The 3085-nt window shown below is 73.5% G+C and carries 3 protein-coding genes; all 3 read right to left on the bottom strand.

Annotated elements, in window-relative coordinates:
- Window positions 1–2 precede the first annotated feature (2 nt).
- Window positions 3–1391 (bottom strand): sensor histidine kinase, encoded by a 1389-nt coding sequence (locus HII36_RS54255; RefSeq protein WP_328808320.1) that lies wholly within the window; start codon window positions 1389–1391, stop codon window positions 3–5.
- 122 nt (window positions 1392–1513) lie between these two features.
- Entirely contained in the window at window positions 1514–2695 is a 1182-nt protein-coding gene (locus tag HII36_RS54250) for a S1 family peptidase (protein WP_173531217.1), read from the bottom strand.
- Window positions 2696–2721: 26 nt separating this feature from the next.
- The coding region (locus HII36_RS54245) for a helix-turn-helix domain-containing protein (protein ID WP_217371118.1) at window positions 2722–3085 on the bottom strand (364 nt) is incomplete at its 5' end.

Here is a 3085-nt window from a genome sequence, read left to right as displayed (position 1 = left end):
GGTCAGGGGGCGGCCGGTGGGGCCTCGGGTGCTGGTTCGGCCGGGACGCGCAGGACGAACCTGGCCCCGGTGTCGGAGTCCTCGATGGTCAGCGTGCCGTGGTGGGCGGTGGCGATCTCGCGGGCGATGGGCAGGCCGAGGCCCGTGCCGCCGGCGTCCCTGTTGCGTGAGGCGTCCAGGCGGGTGAAGCGCTGGAAGACGGTCTCGCGCTCCTCGGGCGCGATGCCCGCGCCGTCGTCCAGCACCTCCATCACGGCCTGCGTGTCCTGCCGCCGCACCGTCACGATGACCTGCGTCTCGGCGTGCCGTTCGGCGTTGTCCAGCAGGTTCGTCAGCAGCCTGGCCAGCTGCAGCCGGTCGCCGGTGACGATCACGTCCGGCTGCAGGGTGGTGACCACGTTCTTGCCGCGCGGCCTGCAGGTCTCGGCGGCGACCAGGTCACCCAGGTCGAGCGGTTCGTGGTGGGTCGGGGCGCCGGCGTCCAGCTTGGTCAGCGTGAGCAGGTCGGTGACGATGGCCTGCAGCCGCTCCAGGCTGGCCAGCATCTTCTCGCCGGTGTCGCGCCAGTCGGTGTCGTCGGGGTGCAGCAGGCTGTCCTCGATCTGGGCGCGCATGGCGGTGATCGGGCTGCGCAGGTCGTGCGAGGCGTCCCCGGCGAACCGGCGCTGCCGCTCCATCGCGATCTTCTGCTGCTCCAGCGCGGTCTCCAGCCGTTCCAGGGTCTGGTTGGCGGTCTCGGCCAGGGCCTTGATCTCGTCGTCGTTCACCGGGACCGGCACGCGCATCCCGCCGCCGCCCGCCGAGATCTCGCCCAGCCGTCTGGTGATGCTGCTGACCGGCGCGAGCGTCCTGGCCACCACGCGCGAGACTCCCCACCAGGTCAGCGCGACCAGCAGCGCGGTCACGCAGATCTCGAACAGCAGCACCTCCGTCCTGACGTACCAGGGCACGCCGGGGCCGAAGGCGTAGATGACCCATTCACCCTCCGGCTCGTACGCGGTCAGCGCGACCGCGATCTTGCAGTGGCCGGGGAAAGCGGGCAGGTCGCACAGCACGGCCTCGTTGTTGGCCTGCTCCCGGTGCGGGATCGCGGTCGTCAGGCGGGGCCGCCCGCTCAGGTTCTGGGTGGCGGCGACCACGCGCCCGGCCGGATCGACCACCTGGACGCCGTCGAGGTCGGGTGCGGTCAGCCGCCGGGGCAACTGGTCGCGTTTGACCATGAGCAGCACGCGCAGCGCCTTGCCCGACACCTCGTGCGCCCGCAGGTCGGTGACCTCGTTCCGGATTCCGTACAGCACGAAGATGCTGACCACGACGTTCACCAGCAGCATGGCGATGCTGGCCAGCAGTGTCAGCCGCGTTCGCAGCGACCGGCCCAACCGTGTGCTCACACGCTCCCCCGACGATCAGGAGACCACAGCCGCCCGGTGTGCCGCGAACCTCGGGAGATTCCTCGACAAAGTGGGACATCGGCGTGGGTGTTGCCGCGTGCGAACCGTAGCGGCCCCCTGGGTCAGCTGGTCACCAGCGTGAGCCCGAACGCCGACAGCGCCTCCGTGACCGGCTGGAAGTAGGTGGAGCCGCCCGACGCGCAGTTGCCGGTGCCGCCGGAGGTCATGCCCTGCGCCTGGTCGCCGGAGACGAACGGCGCGCCGGCCAGGCTGCCCGGCTGCGCGCACACGCTGGTGCGCACCAGGCCGGTGACCGTCCCCTCCGGGTAGCTGACGCTGGTGTTGTACTGCTGGATCGTGCCGCAGCGCCAGCCGCCCGACGGCGTCGCCTGGCACACCGACGAACCCACCGGCGCCGGACGCGCGCCGCGGATCGGCCGCTCACCGCCGGGCGCGACCACCGTGCCGCGGGGCGTCCAGCCGGGGTAGAGCGACACCCAGGCGTAGTCGTCGACGGGGAAGGACGACGACTCGAACACGCCGATGGGCGTGCCGAGGTAGCCGCCCAGTGCCACGTCGCCCTTCTGACCGCAGCGCCCGGCCGTCAGGAACCCGTCGGTCGTGCCGCGCCGGACGGTGAACGCCACGACGCAGCGTCCCTTGTTCCTGACCGAGAAGACGTCGCCGCCGCGAACGACCCCGCCTTGGAGGCCGCCGCTACCAGGGACTTCCGCGGACGGGGTCGGTCGAGCGGGGGAGTGCACGATCCGGACGAGCGCGGGGTCCACGCCGGCGGCCGCGACGAACGCCGCGCCGCTCGCCGCGTCGGCGGCCAGCACCACCAGGTCGTTCGCGCGCACGTCCACGTGCCAGCCGTGCACGCCGGGGCCGGCCAGTCCCGCCGCCCGATCCAGGACGTCCTTGGCGGCGTCGAGCGCGGCCAGCGTCCGGACGACGACGGTGGCGCGGGCGCCGCCTGCCTTGATGGACGCGACGTCGGCCGCGTCGACGGTGGCGACGACCAGGGAACCCGAATCGTCCAGCCAGGACCCGCCGAACCGCTCCCCGAGCCCGGCGCGCAGGACCGGCTCCAGCCGGCGCGCACGGGCCTCATCGGCCAGCCGCGCCTCGGCCTGCGCCGCGCTCAACCCCAGATCCCGCCGCAACGCCCCCACCAGATCGGACGGGGGAGCGGCGGTTCGCCCGGATGCGCCGGAGGGGTTCGACGCGGTGGCTGGGGCGGGTGTGCTGGTGAGCGCGAGCGCGACCACGGCCGCCGCGGTCGCCGTACGGATCGCCTTCATGGGACCTCCCGAGGCCGGCCTTGCCGTCACGGTACGACGGGAGCCGCAGCCCGGGGACCTACCGATTGCCCCATGTCACGGTGATATGAGCCCGCCTCGGAGCGCTCCGGGCCGGTGTTCGTGAACGCATCGGGCCGGCCGCCGATCGAGGACGGGGTGCGGCCGATCAGGTCGCGTGCCGTCCTGGCCAGGTGCGCCTGGTCGGCGAATCCCGCCATGGCCGCCGCGTCCGCCACCGGGTGCCCGGGCAGGCACGCGATCGCGGCACGCAACCGCGCCCAGCGCCGCAACCGGGCGAGCGGGACGCCCAGCTCGGCGCGGGCCAGCGCCCGCAACCGCGGCGCGGACAGCCCGACCGCCCCCGCAACGCTTCCCAGGTCGCCCCAACCG

It is taken from the genome of Nonomuraea antri (assembly GCF_013283785.1).
Lineage (GTDB): Bacteria > Actinomycetota > Actinomycetes > Streptosporangiales > Streptosporangiaceae > Nonomuraea > Nonomuraea antri.
This window is presented reverse-complemented; position numbering and strand designations above follow the sequence as displayed.